Origin of the sequence: Klebsiella planticola (assembly GCF_000783935.2) — a bacterium.
Classification (GTDB): domain Bacteria; phylum Pseudomonadota; class Gammaproteobacteria; order Enterobacterales; family Enterobacteriaceae; genus Klebsiella; species Klebsiella planticola.
Genome location: NZ_CP026047.1, coordinates 791,756 through 812,547, shown reverse-complemented (window position 1 = coordinate 812,547; position 20,792 = coordinate 791,756). Strand labels below are relative to the sequence as shown.

Here is a 20,792-nt window from a genome sequence, read left to right as displayed (position 1 = left end):
CGCCAGCTTTTTTTTCGTCTGAGGTTGCCAGGCCAGTCAGGACGGCGCGCGGGTACAGCGGTAGATCAACGGTACCGCGAAGACGTAGAGAACCACTACCGATAACCAGATAGCCCCGGGCCACCAGGTACGAAAGCCAAAATATAAGCTTGAGAACACCAGCGGGGCGACAATCGAGGCCAGGCTGACGGTTGACGCCAGCACCCCCTGAAGCTGCCCCTGGTTGTCGGCCTGTACCTGGCGGGTGGCCAGCGCCTGCAGGGCCGGCGTACCGATACCGCCGAGGGCAATCAGCGGCATCACCGCGAAAACTATCCAGCTCTGCTGGGCCAGCGACAGGACTATTAATGCCGTGCAGGAGCAGGCTATCCCGCCCAGTATCGCCCCGCGCTCTCCCAGCAGACGGGTTGCCGGGCCAGGTAAAAATGCCTGCGCCAGGGTCTGACACACCCCGAAGGCCGCGAGCGACAGGCCGATCCATAAACCGTTCCAGTGAAACATATCCTGGCCCCACAGCGCCCAGCAGGTGCCATAGACTTCGCCGGTGGCGCTGAGGAAAAAGAACACCAGCGCGATAGTCAGCAGTCCTTTGACGGAGAAGAGCCAGCGCATGGGGCGCAGGGGATTAAGCCCGGCAAGCGCCATTTTCTGCCTGGCCGGCTGGCGCGACTCTTGTAAGGCGAAGAGGGCCAGCAGAACGTTCGCGCTGTTCAGCACCGCGGCGACGAAAAAGGGCAGCCGGACACCGTAATCTCCTAGTACGCCACCGAGCACCGGGCCGATAATAAAGCCTGCGCCAAACGTGGCGTTAAATAGCCCAAAACGGCTGGCGCGTTTCCCGGCGGGCGTAATGTCCGTCAGCCATGCCATCGCCACCGCGATATTCGCGCTGGTCAGTCCGGCGATGGCCCGCCCGAGCAACAGTAGCCACAGATGGCTGGCAAAGGCCATTATCAGGTAGTTAACCACCGCTCCGGCCAGGGAGACCAGCAGCACCGGCCGTCGACCAAAATTATCGCTTAGCGCGCCAAGCAGCGGGGCGAAGATAAACTGCATCAGGGCATACAGCGCCGCCAGGATACCCATGTAATGGGCGATATCCGCGGTATGCATCACCTCTTTGAGCAACTGTGGCAGAATCGGAAAAATCAGCCCGATGCCCACCGCATCGAGCCAGATGGTCATAAAAATAACGCTAAGGGTTCTGTTCATAATGGCGTTCAGTATTTGCCGCGTGGCTCAGGCATAGGGCGTATCCTGGGCCGCCGCTTCAGCGGCGCGAAATCCGTTTTCCAGCAGTGTCAGAAAGCGCTGGCGAACGGCGGGGGCAAGATGTTCGGGCTGGCGCAGTGCGTCGCTAAAAGCGATACGCCAGCTATTCAGGATGATGCTGGCAATCAGAGCGGCAACGGGATTGTGCTCAGGCGCAGAGAGGCGCGCAGCGAGCATGTTACTGAGCGCCTGCGTCAGTTCGGCAAACTGTTCCAGGGCATATACCCGCAGTGCCGGGCTTGCGGCCACTCCTTGCCAGAAGTCGGCAACCCGCCGATCGATCCTGATAAGCGGATGCTCCTGCTCAATCAGTTCCCGGGTCAGGGCCCTGAACACCGCCACCGGCGCCAGCGTACGGTGACGTTCCAGGGCGTCCTGCAGTAACTGGTGGATTTCGTCGATGCGATCGAAGTAGAGCTCTTCCTTGCGTGGGAAGTAGTTAAATACGGTCATTTTCGATACCTTCGCCGCGGCGGCAATATCGCTTACGGTGACGTTATCAAAGCCCTGCTTGATAAACAGTTCGGTGGCGGTATTGGAAAGCTGCTGGCGCGTAAGGCGCTTTTTTTGCTCACGCAATCCTTCCGCTTTTTGCCGGGTACTCATTGATGCGCTCCCTCAACAGGTCTCTGCTGGCGATTTAATTTTTACCTGGTAAAAGTTTATGATCGGTATAAAATTAAATCCAGCACTTTTGCTGCTGCGTTGACACAGGGCGAGTACGGTTACGAATGCTAAGAGAAGAGAGGAGACAAAACGGAGTGGGCGGTTGACCGGGCTGGCACAAATGACAACCCGGGTCGAGGATTAACGGTAAACAATCCCGCCATCGATCAGGATCGACTGACCGGTAATATAGTCGGAATCCGGGCCGGCCAGATAGGAGACCAGGCTCGCCACATCGTCCGGCGTTTCCGCACGGCCGAGCGCAATCCCTTCCACATATTTTTTATAGGTCTCACCGACCGGCGCACCGGTAATTTCGGCAAAACGCTTATCGATTTCGGTCCACATGCCGGTCCCCACAATCCCCGGGCAGTAGGCGTTCACGGTGATCCCGCGGCTGGCATACTCTTTCGCCGCCGCCTGGGTCAGGGCGCGAACGGCAAATTTAGTGGCGGAATAGATCCCCAGCAGAGCAAAACCGTCGTGTCCGGCAATGGAGCAGGCGTTAATGATTTTGCCGTTTTGCTTACGGTCGATGAATTTTTTCGCCGCGGCCTGAATGCCCCATAGCGTCCCCTGAACGTTGATACGCATGATGCGATCGACCTCTTCAGGGGTCACGTCGGCGAGCGCCTGCACCTGGGCAATCCCCGCGTTGTTCACGATGATATCAAAGCCGCCCAGCTCTTTTTCCGCCCGATCAATGGCGGCATACACCTGGTCACGTTCAGCAATATTCGCCACGAAGGTGGCGGCCTTACGGCCCAGCGCTTCAACTTCGGCGGCGACCGCCGCAATCCCTTCCGGGTTCACGTCGACAAGCATCAACGACGCACCCTCTTTGGCCAGACGTAAAGCAATACCGCGGCCAATGCCCTGACCGGCGCCGGTGACTAATGCAACTTTATTTTCGATAGCCATTTCTGTACATACCTTGTACTGATTAAGAAACGATGGATGCCTGATGGAGAAAAGGTTCGCTGCACGCAGGCGCAGGCCTGGCGTACTGCCCATCGGCGGCAAAGGATAAAACTACTTTATAGGTATGGATAAACGTGGCCTACCCCCCGGTTGGGGGGGATAATGGCGTATGCACGGGATGAGGAGGTTATGGCGCTATGGAATTATTACCCCCGAGGGATGACGCATTGAGCGGGTTTGTTCATCAAGAACCGTTCCGCCTTGCGCGCACCTTGCCGCTTATCGCGACTCGCTTTACGCCGCCGCGCTCACCGGGGGTATTGCAGCCGCGCGATCGTCTGCTGCAGCGGCTGGATGCCGCGCTCACCAGCACGCTGACGCTGGTATGCGCCCCCGCCGGGTTCGGCAAAACCACGCTGCTGGCCCAGTGGTATCAGCATCGGCAGCAGCAGGGCGATACGCTGGCCTGGCTGAGCATTGACGAAGATGACAGCACGCCCTTGCTGTTTATGCGCTATCTGCAGGCGGCGCTGCGACCGCTCTGGCAAGCGGCGAATACTCTGCCGGAAAGCGCCCCCGGAGACGACTTCCGGCTGTTTCTCGCCGGGCTCGTCAACCAGCTGCACCGTTATCCGATTTCGCTGTCTCTGATCCTCGATGATTACCAGAATATTGCTCACCCGGAGATTGATGATGGTCTGAACTGGCTGCTGAACCATGCGCCGCCGTCTCTGCATCTGATTATCGCCAGCCGCAGCCAGCCGCACCTGGCGCTGAGTCGCCTGCACATGGAGGATCGGCTGGTGGAGATCGATGACCATGCGCTGCGGTTTAATGCTGAGGAGGCCAGAACCTATTTTGCAACGTCGATCTCCCCGGCACCGGACCCGCAGGAGATTCCGCGCTTGATTGCCCGCACGGAAGGATGGGTTGCCGGTATGAAAATGGCGGCTTTAGCAAGCGGCAGCGCCCATTGTTGCCCGAGCGACGGCAAGCTGAATACCACCTCCCGCGCCCTCTTTCGCTATCTGGAAGAGGTGATCTTTGCGCCATTGCCCGCCGGGGTGTTGGACTTTCTTCTGCAAACCTCAATACTCAACCGCCTGCATCCATCGCTGTGCGATGCTGTGACCGGGAAACGCAACGGGGAAGCCATGCTGGAATGGATAGCCCGGCACAATCTGTTTCTCTCGGCCCTCGATGCCGACGGGTTCTGGTTCCGCTACCACCCGCTGATGCGCGAAGCGCTGCTGTATCGTCTGCAGCACAGTGCGGAAGTGGATATCCGCGTGCTGCATGAACAGGCCAGTAACTGGTTTGCCGGCCAGCAGCTGTGGGCAGAGGCGATTCGCCATGCGCTGGAAGCCGGGAAAACGGGAGCCGGGCATGCGGAGGCCGGCGTGCAGTCGCTGGCGGAAGAGGGCGATATCGAGACGATGGTGCGCTGGATCCGCTATCTGCCGGCAAATCTGGACCCTTCCCGCATCGAGCTGCAAACGAACCTCGCCTGGGCGCTCGCGCACCGCTTTCGTTTCCACGATGCCCGCCAGCTGCTGGACGCCATTGAGTCGCTGGCGGTCGCCAACCGCAGCGCGATGGCCCACAGTTCGTGGGTGAAGCTCCGCGTCGTTCGGGCGATCTGCGAAGCTTTCGCCGATAATATTGCCCAGAGTATTGCTATCGTGGAACCGCTGCTGCACGAGGTGCCCTGCGGCGATATCTGGGTGGATGGCCTGGTGTGCAATATTCTCAGCTACTGCCATCTGGCGAACGCCCGGCCGCAACAGGCGCTGGATGTCCAGCAGCGGGTGTCGGGTGTGCGGGTGGCGAACCGCAACCTGTTCGTGGAGGTCTACCGGGCGTTTGTGATGGCCCAGGGATACCTGCGTCAGGGCAATCTGGCCGAAGCGCAGCGGCAGGCGGGGCGGGCGCTCCAGTATGCTGAACAGCAGACCGGCCCTCACTCCAGCAGCGGCGCCACCCTGGCGCCGATTCTGGCCGAAATCGCCTGGGAGCAGGGGGAAGTGCAGCGCATCCCCACTCTGCTGACGCTACGTCTTGAGATGATCGATGACTTTTGTCCGCCGGATGGGTTTAGCCGCTGCTATATCGTGCTGGCGAGGCTGGCGCAACGTCATGGTCAGACGGATGAGATGACATCGCTGCTGCTGCATGCCGAAGGTCTGGCGGTTCAGCGTGGATGGCTGCGGGCGCAGGCGCCGCTGCTGGCTGAGCGTATTGCCAATGCGCTCCACGCAGGCGATCGCACGGCGGCCGACAGTTTGCTTCTTCGCCTTCAGGGGCTGACCCTCGGCGCGGAGAAAAATGATGTGGTCAGCGCCTGTTTAACCCTCAGTCAGAGCCGGGTGCTGATGGCCGGCGGACAACCGCTGGCGGCGGCGCGGCAGCTCGATACGCTGGCCGCTGAGCAGGAGCGCGGCGGCGAGTGGCTGTTTGCCGTACGCCTGCGGCTTATTCAGGCCGTCGCCCTGTGGCGCGCCGGGGAACGGGAGAGGGCGATAACGCTGGCGATCCCGACGCTGCGTCGCGCTTTTCAGCAGAAACTGTGGCGCAGCCTGTTTGATGGTGGAGAAGAGATGGCCTCATTACTGGCGGCTATCCAGCAACGCGGGGGGCACGACGAGGTCTTCAGCGACGCGCTGGCGCAGCATCTCGCCAGATTCAGCGCTGCCGGGATCTTGCCGACCATCAGCCGTCGGGCGCCCGCGCAGCTTCGCCTCACCGAGCGGGAGCAGCAGACGCTGGGGCTGATCGCCGAAGGCTACTCCAACAAAGAGATCGCGCGGGCCCTGGGAATTACGGCCGAAACCGTGAAGTGGCATCTCAAGCAGCTGTACGAAAAGCTGCAGGTCAATGGCCGGATTCAGGCGGTGAACCAGGCGCGCGAGTGGCAGTTATTCAGCTGACCCCGCTCGCCGGTACGCAAGGGGCGCCTCAGCGCGTCTCTTTCCCCAGATTCTCCAGCGCCGGGCCGCGGTAGTCTCCGCCTAATGCCTTAATCAGCGTAATGTCGCTGCTCAGCCGCTGCGCCTCGATATCCAGCAGGAGCAATTGCTGGGTGATGACGGGCCGACGCGCTTCCTGAGCCGCATAGTAGCTGACCAGCCCCCGCTGATAGTGGGCGCTGGCGCTGCGGGAGGTGGCCATGGCGGCCGTCACCTTCAGCTTCTGCAGCACCACCTGCTGATTAAGATCGTTCAGCTCGCTGGAGCCGATCGCCACATCGCGCACGGCATCCAGTACCGCCTGGTTGTACTGTTTGATCAGAATATTGCTGGCGGTACGGACCGATTGCAGATTGGCATTCAGCCGGCCGCCGTCGAAGATCGGCAGATACAGCCCCGGCAGCAGGTTGATCTGCTGGAAGGACGATTTAAACAGATCCCCGACGCTCAGGGCGTTGTATCCCCAGAAGGCCTTGATATCAAAGTGCGGGTAAAACGCCGCCTTCGCCGCATCGACCTGGCTTAATGACGCCGTGACATAGCCGCGCAGCGCCTGGAGATCCGGGCGGCGGGCCAACAGTTCAAAGGAGAGCGAGTCGGGCAGCGTTTCCTGTAGCGTCGGCAGGGGGACCGGGTGGATCTCCGGCATGCTGTGCGCATCGGCGCCGATCAGCGCCCGCAATGTTTCCCGGTACTGCGTCAGCGTCCCGTTTGCCGTAATGACCTGCTGCTGCGCCGCCAGCAGCTCGGCCTGGGCATTGGCGATATCCACGCTATCCTCAACGCCGCGCTGGGTACGGTGCTCATGGGCCTGCACAGAGAGACGGGCAATCTCTTCAAGCTGATTCAACAACGTCATCTTCTGGAAGGTGGCCTGCATGGCAAAGTACAGCTGCGCCACGCTGCTGGCGAGATCCAGCTCGATTCCCGCCGTTTCCGCCTGACGCGCATTTTTCTCGCCAATGGCGGCGGCAACGCGGGCGCGATCGGCACCCCATAAATCAATATTCAGCGTGGCACCGACGCCAACGGTGTTCAGGGTGTACCACGGACCGTTTTTATCGACCGGCAGCGAGTAAGAGTAGGGCCAGGTGAACTGCTTGTTGGTAACCCGCAGCCGGTTCTGGGCCGCCACGGCGGTGGCCTGGACACCCATTGCCGACTGCGCCAGTTCTACGGTGGACTGCGATTGCGCAATCCGCAGCCGGGCGGCCTGCATGGTCGGGGAGTTTTGCAGCGCACGGTTGACCAGCATATTAAGCTGGGCATCGTGATAACCCTCCCACCATCTGGCTGCTGGCCAGCCGCTGTTGGCCAGGTGAATCACCTGCGCGAGTTCAGCCTGCTGCGGGTTCACGATAGTGACCTGGCCCGGATCGTCCTGAATTAACGCGCAGCCGGTGACCAGCGTCAGGACGAAGGCGAGCGGTGAGTAGCGCAGGAAGCGGGCTGCGGTGTCCATTTTTGTCATGACTTATCTGCCTGTCGCAAAAGCGGTGAAGGTGCGGACGACCAGCTCGGTAATGTCGTCAGCAGGGTGACCAGCGGGGGGCCAAAAGGATTACCGGGGGCGGGTCGAAGCTCGCCGAACGGCACGGGCGCCCGCTGCTGGTCGATATCATCGGCATAGGCCTCGAGCGACCCGGCGCAGTGGCGCAGAAAGGTATCTTCCGGGGCAGCGTACAGCCGGTACCCTTCGCTGAAGCGTACGATTTCGAGGGCCTGCGTCCAGGTGGCCTTCACCGGCCAGGTTTTTGCCTCGGGATGCGGGTGAGCATAAGCATTCAGCGGTTCAGCCGCCACCCGATGCATCAGCGTTTCGGCGCTGTTCAGGGCGTGAAACAGCGGCACTAATTTTACCTCATCACGACTGGCGCGCAGGTCATCCGCAATCCGCCGGTAGAGATCGGCCAGCCGCGATTTGAGCTGCGGGGCTTCGCTATCCGGCCACAGGTAGAGATGGACAATCGAAGAGACCAGCACGCCGAGTAAAATACCGATGACGCGATCGCGCAGCTCGGTCAAATTGGTCAGCGGGCCAAACCAACTGAGAAACGCCAGCGAGAAGGTAAAGCCTATCTGAATCCCGGCATAGGCGATGCGTTCAGACCCCGCAGCTATCCAGGCCGACAGCGCCATCACCGGCAGAGTCATCGCCAGCAGGCCGACGAGTGATTCGGTATGCGGCTGAATAAAGACGATCATTAACAGCGCCAGCAGGGTAGCGAGCAGAGCGCCGCCTGTTCGCAGCCAGGTTTTCTGCAGCGTTGCGCCGAGCCCCGGCTGGGCGACAATCACACAGCTGAGCATAATCGTATGGATACCCTGCCAGTCGGCGGCGGTATAAAAAACGTAGCACAGTAGCGTTGCCAGCAGCGTTTTGAGCGCGAAGTGCAAATAGGCGGGGTTCGACCAGGCGTCAGGCAGCAGCAGGGGGGCTTTTTCCTCTTCGCCCGCCGGCAGCGGCACCGGTTCGCCGCGCGCCAGCCGGCTCAGCGTGGTGACCATCTCCTGCAAAATTACGCCGTTCGCCGTATCCCGCGCGCTGGCCTCCGGCAGGGTTGCCGGAAGCGTGCTGACGTCCAGATTCTGCGCCAGCGTCGAGAGCGCGGCGGCAAGCTGCAGACGCCCGGCGGAAGGGGATGCTTCCGGCTGCAGCAGCGCGGCCAGATGATAGCAGTGAAGCGTGGTGGCCATCAGGGATTGCCACGCCTGCGGGCTATCGGCTATCTCGGGGCTGGAGCGGGTCGCCTGCTGATACAGAGACTGAAGCTGGGCGAACTGTTCGGCAATTTCTTTGAACGTCGGCGGAGAACGGGCGTCCGGACGAGCGAGAAGCACCGCCACCTGGCGGAGCAAGAATACCATCCTCGCTTTGAACTGATAGCCGGGAAAAGCCTGCTGAAAACCGGCGTTGACCAGCAGCGTGACCACGATGGCGAGGTTGATGACCACCCATAGCCAGAGCAGCAGACGTACCAGAATCTCACTTTGGCTGGTCATCGAAGGGAAAGTCTGTGCGTAAATAACGACCAGGGCGACCACGAAAAAGGCCAGCCCCAGCTTGCCCAGCACCCGCATCAGATAGATGGCGCCGAAAAACAGCGTTACCGAGGCGACCAGGCGGATCAGCGGATAGTCATAAGTCCATTTGATGATCAGCAGCACGCAGCCCAGCGCCACGCTGACGGTGAGGAAAAAGACCACGCTCACCAGCTTTATCATCAACACATTAGGCTGGCTGACGTAAAACACCACGATCAGCGCCACGGCTAAAAAAGGGATCTGCAGGGTCATAAACAGGACGATCAGCACCGCGCAACTCAGGGTCAGGCGCAGGGTGTAGTTTGCTCGCCCCGGCGCGTCGCGGAGTTCCCGGTGCAAAAATGACCAGACGTTCTGCATAGCGCCTCCTTACTGAGGCTGAAGAACGGCGCTGGCAGAGGCGCCCATACGGAAGAGTTCAGGGTCAGGATCTTTCACCGCGATCTTCACCGGGAAACGCTGCGAAACATGAACCCAGTTGATGCTCTTCTGAATAATCGGCAGACCTTCAATTACGCTCCCGCCTTCAGGCAGCACGCCGGAGCCGACGGAATCGACTACGCCGGCGAACGATTTATCATGATTGGTCATGATGGTGACTCTGGCCGCTACGCCGGGGCGGACATTTTTAAGATCGGTTTCGCGGAAGTTGGCGATGACATACCAGCGGTCGTCATCCATTAAGGTAAATACCGGTTTTAACGCCGAGGCGTACTGGCCGACGGTGGTTTTCAGCGCCACCACCACGCCGTTAAAAGGCGCCCGGACTTCGGTAAATTCCAGGTGCAATTCCGCCAGCGCGATCTGCGCCAGTATCCCCGCCCGCTGGGCAACCATGGCATCAACGCCGGTAACGGCGGCCGAAGCCTGTTTCGCTTGCAGCAGAGTGGCGTCGAGTTCCGCGCGGGCGGCTTTTTCGGCGGTTCGCGCCTGGTCGAGATCTTCTTGTGAAGCAAAGCCCTGCGGGACTAACGGTTCAAGACGCGTGCGTGACGACGTGGTCTGTTTTACCAGCGCCTTCGCGCGTTCTACCGCGGCGGCGACGGACTGGGCGTTGTACTCCTGCGCCTTAATTGTGCGCCGGGTCAGCATGATTTGCGCATCCAGCGTGGTCAGCCTGGCCCGGGCGTCATCGAGCATCGCCTGATAAGGGCGCGGATCGAGACGAAACAGCAGATCGCCTTTTTTCACCCGCTGGTTGTCGCGGATGGGCATCTCTACGATCCGGCCGCTCACTTCCGGCACCACGTCGATGGTATCGGTGTAGACGTAGGCGTCGTTAGTTTCCGGCGAGGTCTGAAGCTGCCAGATAACCAGGATAAGCGCCACGATCGCGGCGAGGACGAGGGCCAGCAGAGGCCACTTTTTCCGTAATACGCTTGGGCTGGAGTTTGTCATAGGGGCTTAGTAAACAAAGAAAAGGAACCACAGGAGCGTGGCGAACAGGAACATCAGAGCCAGGTAGCTGAATACCAGCGGAGAAAAACGTGATTGCCAGCCTTTGCGGACGATCAGGATATGACAGGGAATGAGTAACAGCACGCCGCCCAATAAACAGAAAAACCAGCCAGGAAATGCGGCGCCTAATACCGGAATCGCTGGTGATAATGAACAACCAGAGAGAAATAAGAACATGAATAATAGCACCGGACGTGCCAGCTTCACTCGATAATTCAAAGGATAATTCCTGAGCGCTCGTACCATTGTGGAGTGAGTTTAATCGCCCTTTCGGGGAAATAAAAGCAAAGGGAAGAGACGGGCTGTCTATTTTATGGGAACGTCAGCGCCGCTCCCGCAGGAAAAGTGAATATAAAATCGTTTATTTCGCATCAATGCGATAAATCTTATGACATATATGAAGGTGATTTTTGATCTCACCATAGCTGGCGTTCCGCGGCGGGGCTATGCTTAGCTGCTGAACAAGAAAAATAACTGAGGCAATGTCATGGATAAGGAATTACTGGAGGCGGGCTACCGCGCATACACCGGCGAGAAGATTGATGTCTACTTCAACACGGACATCTGCCAGCACTCGGGGAACTGCGTTCGCGGTAGTGCAAAACTCTTCAACCTGAAGCGTAAGCCGTGGATCATCCCGGATGAAGTGGATGTTGCCACCGTCGTGCGCGTGATCGACACCTGCCCGAGCGGCGCCCTGAAGTATCGCCAGAAATAAGTGAGGAAATGATGGAAATACTGGAAGGCCATAACAAGTTTTACGTCAACGATGCGGCAGGGAATCAGGTCGCGGAAATTGTGTTTGTTCCCACCGGCGAGCATCTCAGCATTATTGAACATACCGATGTCGATGAGAGCCTGAAAGGACAAGGTGTAGGCAAACAGCTGGTGGCGAAAGTGGTGGAAAAGATGCGCGGAGAACAGCGTAAAATTATCCCGCTATGTCCGTTCGCGAAACATGAGTTTGATAATACCCGCGAGTACGATGATATCCGGGCCTGAAATAAAAGCACCGGTCTAAGCCGGTGCTTAATTTTAGATGATGAAGGGCTCCTGCATCCGGGGGGCCTGTTATTGGCGATGATGGCGAATAATATTCTTGCGCCAGCAGGGGTTCGGCATGCCGCCTGACGTCTGAAGTCGCGACCGGGAGCATTTCTGTCGTCAGCCCGGCCCTTCATTTTCCAGCTTCTGCCTTTTGCGCAGGTGGGGGAAAATGGTCATCCATATAGCCACTACCACCAGTGTGCCAATCCCGCCAAGCGCCGCGGCCGGTACGGCGCCCATCCACGCTGCCAGCAGACCAGATTCAAACTCCCCAAGCTGGTTTGAAGTATTAATGAAGATGGCGTTCACCGCATTGACCCGGCCGCGCATATCATCAGGCGTATCCAGCTGTACCAGCGCGCCGCGAATCACCATGCTCACCATATCAAACCCGCCCAGCGCGGCCAGCGCCAGCAGGGAAAGCCACAGCTGAGTAGAAAGCGCAAACACCAGCGTCGCCAGGCCAAAGCCGGCCACCGAGGCGAACATGATCAGGCCCACGTTCTTTTCCAGCTTGTGGCGGCTGAGCCAGACGCCGACCAACAGCGCGCCGACCGAGGGCGCGCCGCGCAGCATCCCCAGTCCCCAGGGGCCGGTATGGAGAATATCCTGGGCGAAGATCGGTAACAGCGCCGTCGCGCCGCCAAGGAGGACGGCAAACAGATCGAGCGAGATCACGCCCAGCACATCTTTTCGCTCGCGGATAAAATGCACGCCGGCAAACAGGTTAGTGAGATTCATCGGCAGACGGGTTTGCGGCGGCCGCTCGTAGCGCAGCTGGCTAACCAGTACAATAGAGAACAGATAGAACAGCGCAGATACGCCATACACGACTTCCGGACCCGCCACGTACAGCAGACCGCCAAGCGTTGGGCCGATAATGACCGCCGCCTGCCCTCCGACGGAACTGGCCGCCATCGCGCGCGCGAGGATCGGCGGCGGCACCAGGGCTGGCAGCATCGAGGTGATCGCCGGCCACTCCAGCGCTTTTGCCACCGAGATTAAAAAGACCAGTCCCCAAATCTCAATCTTGTCCGCCCAATGCAGCAACGTCAGCGCGACCAGTCCGAGTAACGCCACCCATTCAATGAACTGGCCAAGCAGCACAATCCGCCGCCGATCGAACTGATCCGCGAGGTGTCCCGCAGGGAGAGCCAACAGGACCGAGGGTAAGAATTGCATCAGACCGATCATCCCGAGCGCCATCGCGCTATGGGTGATGGCATAAATTTGCCAGCTTACGGCCACCGAAAACATTTGAAAACCGAACGATGAACAGGTGCGCGCCAGCCAAAAGGTGACGAACGCCCTGTGCCGCAGCAGTGAATCATCCGCTGCGGATACCTGTGAACCCATAGTCTTATCCCATTTAAAGCCAATATTCCGGCCAGCATCGTCGTACCGGCCTGGTGCGAAGTCCGTCAGGGACTTTTATTTTTTTTACCGCCTGACAAGGTGCGATATCTTGTGAGTTCGGGCAGTGGCAAGGCGTGCGCTTTGCCACCTGGACTTAGCGTAAACTTGAAGGCGAGGTTGACTTTATTTTGTGTTGCTCGTTCGATTCAACCAGAGCAAAACGCCGACCGCTCCCAGACTGAACAACGAAACACTGTAGAGTGCGTTAAATGCGCCAAAGTATTGCGCTATCACGCTGGTTATACCGGTGGAAACAGCGGCGGTCAGTACCTGTCCGCGCCATGCCATCGCACTGGCTTTCGCTACGTGTGTTTGCGAGAAGTTTCTAAGAATACCGAAAGTACCCAAAGAAAATACAATATTCGATGCCATATGCGCACTGAAGATCAGACTTAGGCCGACGCAGGGATATCCGGCGGATAGGGGTAATAAAAAATAGCTTCCGATAAATGTCCCCAGGCATATAAGCAATATGCCGTTATTCGCGCTAAATTGCTGCAATTTACGGGCATCAAGCATGAGCGGCCCGCAGAGCTGCCCCAGGCTGCGCGCAAAAAGTAGCGGTAATGCCAGTCTGGCTGAATCCTCAGGCCGGATTTCTTGTGCCAGTGCAGGTAAAAGCGCCATTGCTGGTGATCCCACAGCGGCAAGTGCGGGTAACAGCATAATGCTTCTTTTTTGCAAGGGAGATATGGCGTGCCAGAGCGGTTTCTTTCGGCCAGACGTAGCCTCTGCAGGTTGCGGTTGTGCTCCGCGAAAGGTAGAAACGGACATCATAAGCAGAACCACTGAAGCCGTAAAACTGAGGGCATCAATGGCGAGTAGATGCACAGGCGTAATCAAGTCAAACAGGAGAACCCCCAAGCCGGTACCCAACAAAACCTGTGAGGCAAAAATGATGGTTTCCATGGCCGTTGCAGCAGGGAGTTGATCATGACGTAATCCGCGTTTAAACAATAACGTCAGCGCCGGGTAGCTTATGCCGCTGAACAGTGCTTCCGCACACTGCACGACCAACAGGGCCGGGACGTTATGATGCAGCAAACCATACAATGGAAAAACAAGCGCAAGCAGACCAAGTATCTCAGTAAAAATCAGGATCAGCAGTGGTGAGGTTGTCTTACACAGCATTTCGCCCCAGATGCTGCCAACAAAGCTGGGCAGCATCGATAGCATATACACCAGGGTAAGCGTGGCAGAAGAAGCCTGCCAGTGTAAAAGCTGGCCGAAAATAATGACCTGAGTAAGCCCATTGCCCAGCGATGACAGGATATAGGCAAAACCAAGCAGGCGTAGCCAGCGATGGCTACGCAGTGCGCCAATGAGCGCAAACAGCAACGTGTTCATGCAGAAAGATTCTCATCTTAAATAACAGAAACCCACGTAGCCGACAGGCAACGCGGAAGATAAGCACTGTTAAAAAGAGAAAATCGTTACATCGGAAACGGTACGCTACTGGAAACGGAGATAACACTTTAGCACAGAAAAAATCAGATAATGCCCTTGAAGTTGAATACCCGCTCCTCGCTCAAACCTACCCTCGGACTCATTGCTTCTGCCGTCAAATGCCTCTTTGAAATGTGCCGTCGATCTCACAAGGTGAGCGGCCTGATACGTAACCAGACTGAGAAACGGAGACGGCTGAGCAGCCTCGCCCCGCTACCAACAGCCCGCTGCTGCTCATCAAGAGCTGGCGGACTACCCCCGTAATCCAGGGGTTCTGCCATCGATCCGCAATGGCGGTTTCAATCGGCATCGGGGCTGAGGCTTAACGGAGAATCCCGACCAGGATAGTCGGGGGTTTTTCATGCAGGACAGAGCTGAAAATGGGCCGGATTTACCCGGCAATGCTGGTGGGGTAGCGCCCCGGCGAAAAACGCTGAATAAGATCCGCCAGATTATCGCCGGTGATCGGCGGTGAGATCAGATAGCCCTGAAAGCGATCGATCCCCAACGCCTTCAGCATATTAAATTTTTCCAGGCTATCGACCCCTTCGGCAATGCAGCGGCTACCGGAGAGCTGGCAGTAGTAGATCAGGCTTTTGATCAGCGCCAGAGCATGGGGATCCCGCTGCAGATCGTTCACGATACTGATATCCAGCTTGTACTCATTAAAGCGCACGGTGCGGACCGGAAACAGGACGCTGCTACGCGAAAAGCAGTCGTCGAGCATGATGCGAAAGCCCTGCTGCTGTAAGCGGGCGATCGTGTCGCCCGTTTTACTGTGACGATTGAGATCGACAGTTTCGGCAAATTCCAGTACCAGCCTCTCCCCCTGCTGCGGTTCCTGCAGCTGCTGACGGGCCGCCTCCATCATCCGGATAATGTTGGCGTTGTTGGCGATGACCGGCGGGATGTTAACCGCGAAATAATAGTCGCCCGGATATTGATTGATATTCTGTACGGCCTCCTGCAGGACAAATGCCGTGAGCAGCAGCCAGGCATACTCCGAGCGTATCTGCGGCAGAAACTCGCCAGGCAACAGCACATCGCCATTGCGTCGCCAACGCGACAGCACTTCGATGCCCTGTAATATCAGGCGGCCATCGGTAATGGGCTGAAACACAGGAAAAACTTGCCGGCAGTGAATGGCATGGATGAACTCGCGTTCAAAAGCGGAGAGCGCGGCAACCGCGCTCGTTTTCTGTCCTTTGGTCTGGCTGCCGGGAAAACGGCTGGCCAGATGGGGATGATGTTCCACCATCTTTTTCAGTCCTGAGCTTCTCTGGGTGTAGAGGGTTTTGTGGCTAAGCCCCCGACGTTGCGCCTGATGATTGATGCTGAATCCCCGCAGCCAGTCCAGCGCGGTGCTCAGTTCCGGTTTGCTCACGCCGGCGGCCGGTTTAGCGCAGATGACACTCTCCTGAGACGCCAGCTGCGCCAGCAGGGGATAGCTTTGTCCGGCGTCGGGGCTGAGCAGTGCCGCCAGCTGTCGACAGGGTAAATCAGAGGCCACGGCCCGTACCCTGGCCAGATGGCGCGGCTTGCCGACCTGATGTAACAGCGTTTGCCACAGCCAGTTGGCCGGGCTGCGGCTGAGGATCAGCATCGGCAGCGGAACGGCGCTGTGTTTCAGCAGCAGCCCCGCCTGCCGCAGAGTGAGCAGCAGCCAGAACGGATCGTCGGGTAAAAAAACCACGATACGCCTGACGGTCACAATATCGGGGATTAACAGCGCCTCGTGAAGCTGAGGGAACAGGCGCCTGGGCCGCAGCAGACCGCCGTCGTCCATCATGGAAGAGAGCCCCTCGGCGGCGATCGCACAGGGCGAAAGAATATAGTCCACCGGCGGGGAGGCCTGCGTCGCGCAGCCATTACTGGTAGACAAACGTCACCCCAATAATGGACTGCACATTACCTGCCGTCACCTGACCCGTGGTTCGCGCATAGGTGGCGGTTAGCCCCAGATTGACCGGCGAAGTACCGACCGTACCCAGCGACACCGTGCTGTTGGCGGGCACGATGCTGCCGTTACGCGTCATCTGTACGCCAATCCCCTGCGCCGCCGATGTCGAAGCGGTATTGCTGAAGATCGAATTGGCGGTATCGGCGGTGGTGCCGGAAAGGTAGTAGCCAAGATTCTGGTTTTGCGCGCAGTGCACCGTCACCGGAACGGCCATAGAGCCAGGGTAATCCGGAAGCGTTACCGTAACATCGCGAGCGGAGACATCGCAGCCGCCGGTCGGCACCACGACATCATTGTTGGCGTAAATGTTCCAGACAAACTGATAGGAGTCGCTGTTATAGTTGTTGGTCTGGTGAAGAATGAGCACCGCGATCAGGGAACCGGAGGTGATCGCCACCCCGCCAGCGGTGCTGACCGGCGTCAGGTAGAGCACGGTAGGCCACGGTTTATCGGTGGTTGAATCATAGATGACCCGCGCGGTTTCCGTGGTGGTGGGGAAGGGGTAGGAGGTACCGTTGTACTTTACGGTGCCGGAAAAGCTCGACAGCACCCCGCCATAGGCGGAGCCTCGTTGCAGGGTCACGTAGTCGGTAATGGTTTGCGGATAGTCGTTATGGCAGAAGATTTGCGTGGAGAGATCGACCACCAGGTTCTGCCCGACGTTCACCGCCGGCGTCAGGTTGACGTAGACGTTCGCGCTGCCGCCGCCGATGGGGATCGTCGCCCCGGTCGCGGTTTTGCAGGCAAAGGACCAGGCATTAACCGACCAGCCCAACAGCAGCAGCGTGGTCAACAGGGTAATCATTTTTTTCATCAACTTACTCTCCTGATTCAGGCGTAGGTGTAGGTGACGCTAATCACCGCCTGAATGGTTCCCTGGGTGGCGCCGCCGTTGACCGTCAAGGCTCTGACCTGCAGCGGGAAGCGGGCGGACTGCGTTGAGTCATCGACCTGGACTGATTTAGTGGCGCCGTTGTTCAACGTCGTTCCGCCGTCATCCTGCAGCTCCAGCTGGATATTGCCGGCGGTGCCCTGGTTTTTGTAATACCCGGTGGCGTCTGCGGTGCCGCTAAAGCTGGCGGTGACGCGCGAGGTGCCGACGGGGCAATTGCTCAGATCGAGCGACACCCCGTGCCAGGCCGAAGCGGCGCCTGCCGAGACCAGGCTGAAGGTATACAGGTCGCCGAGATCGACGGTGGCATTCGTGGTCGAGACCGTGCAGGGTTTGGCGACCACTTTGCCGTTAACGGTGATCGTAATATCGGCCGCCTGTAGAGGAGAGCAGGCCAGTATCAGCGTGCTCGCCAGAAGCCATTCTCGGGGAATCCATTTCATCTCAACCTCCGGTTACTGAAATTCCAGCGTGAATGTCGCTGTCGCGTTGACGTGCCCGGCGGTAACCGGCACCTGAGTGGCCATCAACCGCGCATAAAAGTTCAGGGTATTGGTCTGCCCGGGCGTCAGCGTCGTCCAGGCGATTGCCGTTGAGGGGGCGTTCAGCGGCAGCATCGTCTGCTGACCATTGAGAATCTGCACCCCCATGCCCGCCGCGGCCGACGCGCCGCTGTCCAGCTTCAGCAAGCTGGTGTTGTCGTTATCCGCCACGCCGGTGAAGCCCACTTTGACCGCAGTCACCGAGCTGCCGCAGGGCGACAGCACGATGCGAAACGGCACCACCGGCGTTGTCGCGCCGATGGTGTTGAACTGCTTAGCGGCGTTATCCATCAGGTCGACGGTAAAGTCTTTCGACTCGCCCGCCACCGCGCAGGCGTTATCCCGGACATATCCGCTGATGGTAATGGTACTGTCGGCCGCGAAAGCGTTGGCGATGGTCAGCGACAGCACGGCCCCCAGCAGATACAGCGATTTGGTCATCATTATTTCTTCCTTAGCGACAGACGGCGGACAGCTGGCTCAGCGCCTGCTGCTGGCTCTCTTGCGGCAGCTGATACTCGGCCACGCAGCTGGCATCGGGGCCTTCACCCCATGTCACCTGCACTTTGCCGGCCAGCGGCATACCGCTCAGATAGACCTGCCCGTTATCGGCCACGATACTGCCGCTCTGGTTATTGGCTGAGGTCACCATGGCGCCAAACGGGACCGGCTTGCCATGACGGGTTAGCGTCATCAGCAGCTTCATGCCGACGTGCGCTTTGAAATCTGCGCGCACGATGGCGCCGTGCGTGGGCACCACGCTGACCACCGCATCATCCAGGTCGACGTTGTCCGCCAGCGTGTTGGTGTCCAGCGCCACGCGGTTCTCACGATATTCGGTGGCGTACGGCAACACCGCATAGCCGCGCCAGTCGGTACGTACCCCGGTCTGGTTTTCCACCTTCACGTTGTCGGCGCCCGGGGCTTTAATCAGCACCACCGTATCGTTCAACGGCTGGCTCAAGGTGACGCCGTTGCCATGAGCCAGCACGCCGCCGCTCACGCCGTAGTACAGCTGTTTCAGGCCATCGCTGCGGCTGTAGCCGACGTTGGCGTTACCGTAGCCGCCGCGATAGTTCAGCGCCGCGTATCCGGTGCCGCCGCTCCCACCGTTGCCGCCGCCGGCATAACCGGTCTGCACGCTGTAGCTCAGGTTATTGTCCTCCAGCAGCGTGCCGTACAGCCCGGCCAGGTTGGTCATCCGGCCATCGAGATCGTGCGACATGCTGTAGCTGGCGCTGGCGTGGCGCCAGACTGATTTGCTGTCTGAGCGCAGCCAGTGGCTGAACGGAATGTTGACGTTGACCGCCAGCATCTGGTCGCGCCCCTGCTGCCAGGCGTTTTTGGTCAGGCTGTAGCTCAGCGTCCAGTTGATATCGTCCACCGCGGCGTTGAGCCCGGCCTGCAGCTGCTGGTCCGCTTTGCCGGTTGACCAGTAGGTCTGATGGCTGCCGCTCAGGTAGAGCGTGGCGGTGCGTCCCAGCTGCTGGGTGACGCTGACCTGCACCTTGCCGCGTTTGCTGTAGGCGAGGTTGTAGTAGTCGGTAAATTTGGGCTTCACCTGGATAACGCCGTCCTGGGTCTCGACGTCGTAGCCGCTCATCCGGCTATAGGTGGTATCGGCAAAGCTGTAATAGCCCCGCGTGGAGTAGCGGTAGCCGACCAGCTGAATATTGGTGCCGACTTCGTTAAGCGATTTGTTATAGAGAAAACGCAGCGACTGCCCCTGATGCTTGCTGTCGTCAGGTAGCGTGGCGTTTGCCTGGGTCACGTCCAGCGATACGGCGCCGAACTCGCCCATGTTTTTGCCGACGCCGAGGTTAAAGGCACGGTAGCGGTCGGCAAGCTGGGAGCCGCCGTACAGCGTCCAGCCCGCCGCCAGGCCGTGCAGCAGCGTCCCCTGGAAGAATTTCAGCTTCTCCTGCTGGTCGTTGCCGCTGCGATATTCCCCCGCCGTCAGGGCGAAGCGCGAATGGCCCTCACGCTGCAGCACCGGCACCGTTGACCACGGCACGGTAAAGACCTGGCGGGTGCCGTCGGTCTCTTTGATGGTAACCTGCAGATCGCCGCCGTTACCGGCGGCATAGAGATCGTCGATCGTAAACGGTCCCGGCGGCACCGTACTTTGATAGATCTCATAGCCGTTTTGCTTGATCGAGACCTGCGCCGTGCCACGGGCAATTCCGTGGATCACCGGAGCAAACCCCTTCTGACTATCCGGCAGCATATTGTCGTCAGAGGCCAGCTGGGCGCCGCGGAAGTTGATGCCATCGAACACGTCGCCATTGGTATAGCTGTCGCCGAGCGTCAGGCGCGAGCGTAGGGGGACAATATCCCTTTCCAGCCAGCTGTTGACGTGCTGCCACTTATTCTCGTTGCTCGATGAACTGCCGCCGCTGCTGTAGCTCCAGGTGGTGTTATCGCGCAGGCGCCAGGCGCCGAGGTTGAGGCCGCTTTGCAGATTCAAATAGGCATAGTTGCTGCTGCCGCCGATATCGTTATGGACATTGTTGCCGGTAAAGTTGTAGTTCAGCAGCCCGGCGGTGATGCCGTCATCCCACAGTTCGGGCGGGATATATCCGCGCGCACGATTGCCCATAAAAGCCTGCGGTACGGTCAGGTACAGGCGCTGTTGGCCGACGTCGAAACGGCTGGTCGACTCTTTGATCATCTCCGCCATCGGCACGCAGGCATCGGCCGCGAGGGCATTCATACCGGCCACGGCGGCGGTATTGACGCCCATGCTGGCCAACTGGCCGCGGGTCAGGCAGGGGGCCAGGCCGTGGTGGTTCTCTCCGCTCTTAAAGGTGACATCCCGGGTGGTCATAAAGCCGTTATTCAGGTAGATATCGACGCGATAGGTGCCCGGCGGCACCTCTTGACCCTTTTCGAAACTCGACAGATCCGCCACCGCGGCAGGATCATCGGCGAGGAAACGCGGGTTAAAGTAAAGTTCCGCCTGCGCGGAAAAGGCCTGCATGGCAAGCAAAAGGGCCAAAGGGAACCGGGCAAATACGCGAGCCGATCCCGACGCGCGGCGCCGCGCATGCCGGGCACCCAGGCGGTCCGATCCATATTTCAGATGTGACATAGTCCCTCCGGTCCGAAGTCGCCCGGCTGTCAGTTCTTTTTATATTTCAGGGGATAACGCTATTTCCCCG

At 59.1% G+C, this 20,792-nt stretch carries 17 protein-coding genes; 3 read left to right on the top strand and 14 right to left on the bottom strand.

All coding sequences use genetic code 11. The features are described from left to right. Positions 1 to 36: 36 nt before the first annotated feature. The 3 genes from MC50_RS03795 to MC50_RS03785 form a co-directional block, all read right to left on the bottom strand. Complete coding sequence (locus tag MC50_RS03795; RefSeq protein WP_047663459.1) at positions 37 to 1,212, bottom strand: TCR/Tet family MFS transporter; 1,176 nt, start codon at positions 1,210 to 1,212, stop codon at positions 37 to 39. Between the two features lie 27 nt (positions 1,213 to 1,239). Beyond that, positions 1,240 to 1,878, bottom strand: coding sequence for a TetR/AcrR family transcriptional regulator (locus MC50_RS03790; protein ID WP_049266593.1), 639 nt, complete (start codon positions 1,876 to 1,878; stop codon positions 1,240 to 1,242). A 201-nt stretch (positions 1,879 to 2,079) separates the two neighbouring features. Further along, positions 2,080 to 2,859 (bottom strand): acetoin reductase, encoded by a 780-nt coding sequence (locus MC50_RS03785; protein WP_032690828.1) that lies wholly within the window; start codon positions 2,857 to 2,859, stop codon positions 2,080 to 2,082. Between the two features lie 197 nt (positions 2,860 to 3,056). Between MC50_RS03785 and MC50_RS03780 the strand changes: the two genes are divergently transcribed. Beyond that, positions 3,057 to 5,786, top strand: coding sequence for a LuxR C-terminal-related transcriptional regulator (locus tag MC50_RS03780; RefSeq protein WP_047663458.1), 2,730 nt, complete (start codon positions 3,057 to 3,059; stop codon positions 5,784 to 5,786). 28 nt (positions 5,787 to 5,814) lie between these two features. Here MC50_RS03780 and MC50_RS03775 read toward each other — a convergent pair whose 3' ends face one another. Genes MC50_RS03775 through MC50_RS03760 form a run of 4 tightly spaced genes read right to left on the bottom strand, consistent with a single transcriptional unit; the run spans position 5,815 to position 10,505 of the window. Further along, a complete protein-coding gene (locus MC50_RS03775) occupies positions 5,815 to 7,287 on the bottom strand; it encodes an MdtP family multidrug efflux transporter outer membrane subunit (RefSeq protein WP_190306320.1) in 1,473 nt (490 codons plus the stop codon). Between the two features lie 5 nt (positions 7,288 to 7,292). Next, positions 7,293 to 9,230 (bottom strand): FUSC family protein, encoded by a 1,938-nt coding sequence (locus tag MC50_RS03770; protein ID WP_102990866.1) that lies wholly within the window; start codon positions 9,228 to 9,230, stop codon positions 7,293 to 7,295. Between the two features lie 9 nt (positions 9,231 to 9,239). Continuing rightward, complete coding sequence (gene mdtN / locus MC50_RS03765; RefSeq protein WP_015585795.1) at positions 9,240 to 10,268, bottom strand: multidrug transporter subunit MdtN; 1,029 nt, start codon at positions 10,266 to 10,268, stop codon at positions 9,240 to 9,242. A gap of 6 nt (positions 10,269 to 10,274) precedes the next feature. Continuing rightward, the gene (locus MC50_RS03760) at positions 10,275 to 10,505 is read right to left on the bottom strand and encodes a YtcA family lipoprotein (protein ID WP_369974010.1); all 231 of its coding nucleotides are present in this window, start codon (positions 10,503 to 10,505) and stop codon (positions 10,275 to 10,277) included. 310 nt (positions 10,506 to 10,815) lie between these two features. Between MC50_RS03760 and yjdI the strand changes: the two genes are divergently transcribed. Beyond that, positions 10,816 to 11,046, top strand: a complete 231-nt coding sequence (yjdI, locus tag MC50_RS03755; protein ID WP_015585797.1) for a 4Fe-4S mono-cluster protein YjdI — start codon at positions 10,816 to 10,818, stop codon at positions 11,044 to 11,046. A gap of 11 nt (positions 11,047 to 11,057) precedes the next feature. Then, positions 11,058 to 11,330: a GNAT family N-acetyltransferase gene (locus MC50_RS03750; protein WP_004867312.1), complete on the top strand. Its 273-nt coding sequence runs from the start codon at positions 11,058 to 11,060 to the stop codon at positions 11,328 to 11,330. Between the two features lie 162 nt (positions 11,331 to 11,492). On the opposite strand, the gene MC50_RS03745 is transcribed toward MC50_RS03750, so the two are convergent. The 7 genes from MC50_RS03745 to MC50_RS03715 form a co-directional block, all read right to left on the bottom strand. Next, positions 11,493 to 12,731 carry an MFS transporter gene (locus MC50_RS03745; protein ID WP_032690833.1) on the bottom strand — a complete coding sequence of 413 codons (1,239 nt, stop codon included), beginning with the start codon at positions 12,729 to 12,731 and terminating at the stop codon, positions 11,493 to 11,495. Between the two features lie 183 nt (positions 12,732 to 12,914). After that, positions 12,915 to 14,138: an MFS transporter gene (locus MC50_RS03740; protein WP_047663456.1), complete on the bottom strand. Its 1,224-nt coding sequence runs from the start codon at positions 14,136 to 14,138 to the stop codon at positions 12,915 to 12,917. A 490-nt stretch (positions 14,139 to 14,628) separates the two neighbouring features. Then, a complete protein-coding gene (locus MC50_RS03735; RefSeq protein WP_046853553.1) occupies positions 14,629 to 16,077 on the bottom strand; it encodes an EAL domain-containing protein in 1,449 nt (482 codons plus the stop codon). Positions 16,078 to 16,105: 28 nt separating this feature from the next. Then, a complete protein-coding gene (locus tag MC50_RS03730) occupies positions 16,106 to 17,011 on the bottom strand; it encodes a fimbrial protein (protein WP_032690837.1) in 906 nt (301 codons plus the stop codon). 17 nt (positions 17,012 to 17,028) lie between these two features. Next, the gene (fimG, locus tag MC50_RS03725; RefSeq protein WP_047663455.1) at positions 17,029 to 17,532 is read right to left on the bottom strand and encodes a type 1 fimbrial minor subunit FimG; all 504 of its coding nucleotides are present in this window, start codon (positions 17,530 to 17,532) and stop codon (positions 17,029 to 17,031) included. A gap of 12 nt (positions 17,533 to 17,544) precedes the next feature. After that, entirely contained in the window at positions 17,545 to 18,075 is a 531-nt protein-coding gene (fimF, locus tag MC50_RS03720) for a type 1 fimbrial adaptor subunit FimF (RefSeq protein ID WP_032690839.1), read from the bottom strand. Positions 18,076 to 18,085: 10 nt separating this feature from the next. Beyond that, positions 18,086 to 20,722: a fimbrial biogenesis usher protein gene (locus tag MC50_RS03715; protein WP_047663454.1), complete on the bottom strand. Its 2,637-nt coding sequence runs from the start codon at positions 20,720 to 20,722 to the stop codon at positions 18,086 to 18,088. Positions 20,723 to 20,792 lie beyond the last annotated feature (70 nt).

Excerpts from the sequence above, each read along its gene's own strand:
- MC50_RS03795 (WP_047663459.1), bottom strand. The coding sequence starts at position 1,212 with ATGAACAGAACCCTTAGCGTTATTTTTATGACCATCTGGCTCGATGCG.
- MC50_RS03790 (WP_049266593.1), bottom strand. The coding sequence starts at position 1,878 with ATGAGTACCCGGCAAAAAGCGGAAGGATTGCGTGAGCAAAAAAAGCGC.
- MC50_RS03785 (WP_032690828.1), bottom strand. The coding sequence starts at position 2,859 with ATGGCTATCGAAAATAAAGTTGCATTAGTCACCGGCGCCGGTCAGGGC.
- MC50_RS03780 (WP_047663458.1), top strand. The coding sequence starts at position 3,057 with ATGGAATTATTACCCCCGAGGGATGACGCATTGAGCGGGTTTGTTCAT.
- MC50_RS03775 (WP_190306320.1), bottom strand. The coding sequence starts at position 7,287 with ATGGACACCGCAGCCCGCTTCCTGCGCTACTCACCGCTCGCCTTCGTC.
- MC50_RS03770 (WP_102990866.1), bottom strand. The coding sequence starts at position 9,230 with ATGCAGAACGTCTGGTCATTTTTGCACCGGGAACTCCGCGACGCGCCG.
- mdtN (WP_015585795.1), bottom strand. The coding sequence starts at position 10,268 with ATGACAAACTCCAGCCCAAGCGTATTACGGAAAAAGTGGCCTCTGCTG.
- MC50_RS03760 (WP_369974010.1), bottom strand. The coding sequence starts at position 10,505 with ATGTTCTTATTTCTCTCTGGTTGTTCATTATCACCAGCGATTCCGGTA.
- yjdI (WP_015585797.1), top strand. The coding sequence starts at position 10,816 with ATGGATAAGGAATTACTGGAGGCGGGCTACCGCGCATACACCGGCGAG.
- MC50_RS03750 (WP_004867312.1), top strand. The coding sequence starts at position 11,058 with ATGGAAATACTGGAAGGCCATAACAAGTTTTACGTCAACGATGCGGCA.
- MC50_RS03745 (WP_032690833.1), bottom strand. The coding sequence starts at position 12,731 with ATGGGTTCACAGGTATCCGCAGCGGATGATTCACTGCTGCGGCACAGG.
- MC50_RS03740 (WP_047663456.1), bottom strand. The coding sequence starts at position 14,138 with ATGAACACGTTGCTGTTTGCGCTCATTGGCGCACTGCGTAGCCATCGC.
- MC50_RS03730 (WP_032690837.1), bottom strand. The coding sequence starts at position 17,011 with ATGAAAAAAATGATTACCCTGTTGACCACGCTGCTGCTGTTGGGCTGG.
- fimG (WP_047663455.1), bottom strand. The coding sequence starts at position 17,532 with ATGAAATGGATTCCCCGAGAATGGCTTCTGGCGAGCACGCTGATACTG.
- fimF (WP_032690839.1), bottom strand. The coding sequence starts at position 18,075 with ATGATGACCAAATCGCTGTATCTGCTGGGGGCCGTGCTGTCGCTGACC.
- MC50_RS03715 (WP_047663454.1), bottom strand. The coding sequence starts at position 20,722 with ATGTCACATCTGAAATATGGATCGGACCGCCTGGGTGCCCGGCATGCG.